The 1,068-nt window shown below is 41.3% G+C and carries 1 protein-coding gene and 1 pseudogene; one reads left to right on the top strand and one right to left on the bottom strand.

Translation table 11 applies throughout. The annotated features are described in order from the left end of the window. Nucleotides 1-376, bottom strand: a pseudogene (locus HMPREF3002_RS11185) (MSCRAMM family adhesin SdrC); the annotation flags it as partial. 25 nt (nucleotides 377-401) lie between these two features. Between HMPREF3002_RS11185 and HMPREF3002_RS04235 the strand changes: the two are divergent. Further along, on the top strand, nucleotides 402-1,068 hold a 667-nt coding region (locus HMPREF3002_RS04235), incomplete at its 3' end, for a MucBP domain-containing protein (protein WP_256263418.1).

Genomic DNA, 1,068 nt, shown 5'->3' with positions numbered 1-1,068 from the left:
CATCAGTATCAGCAAGCCAATCAGCTTCAGCATCAGCAAGCCAATCAGCTTCAGCATCAGAATCAGTATCAGCAAGCCAATCAGCTTCAGCGTCTGAATCAGTATCAGCGAGCCAATCAGCTTCAGCATCTGCATCAGTATCAGCAAGCCAATCAGCTTCAGCATCTGAATCAGTATCAGCAAGCCAATCAGCTTCAGCATCTGAATCAGTATCAGCAAGCCAATCAGCTTCAGCGTCTGAATCAGTATCAGCAAGCCAATCAGCATCATTGAGCACATCGGCTTCAACATCACTTTCTACATCAGTATCAGCATCAGCATCTAACTCTTCATCAAATTCTGAAAGTGAAACACCTAAACAAGGTGAAGTAATCATCACTTATGTAGATACAAAAGGTAAAGTGATTAAAGATCCTCGTCAAGACACACCAAACTCACCATATGACACACCATATAACACAACTGAGGAAGGTGAAAAACCTAACACTATCAAGACTCCAGACGGTAAGACTTACAAGATCGTACCGAAAGGTGACTACCCAGTAGGTAAAGTTGATGGCGACGGACACTTGGAATCATCTGATCCAATTAAAGGTAAAGTTGATAAACCTAAGTCAACTATTACGTATGTTTACCAAGAAGTAGGTAACGTTTACGTTCACTATGTTGATACTGAAGGTAACACGATTAAAGCATCTGTGAAAGATGAAGATGAACAACCAATTGATAAGGACTACGATACAGTAGTGGACAACCGTCCACAAACAATCGAGTTCCAAGGTAAGACATACGAATTGGTACCAGCTGGTAACTACAAAGTAGGTCAAGTCGACGAACAAGGTCACTGGACAGGTGATGATGCTACAACTGGTAAAGTTGCTGAAAAAGATAAGAACGTAACATATGTCTACCAATTGAAACAACCTAAGGGTAATGTCTACGTACACTATGTTGACGTTAATGGTAACACGATCAAAGCATCTGTAACTGATGAATTGGCACAACCAGTAGGTAAAGACTACGATACAGTCGTAGACAACCGTCCACAAACAATCGAGTTCCAAGGTA

The sequence above is a fragment of the Streptococcus sp. HMSC065E03 genome (assembly GCF_001815045.1).
Classification (GTDB): Bacteria; Bacillota; Bacilli; order Lactobacillales; family Streptococcaceae; genus Streptococcus; species Streptococcus parasanguinis_AD.
This window is presented reverse-complemented; position numbering and strand designations above follow the sequence as displayed.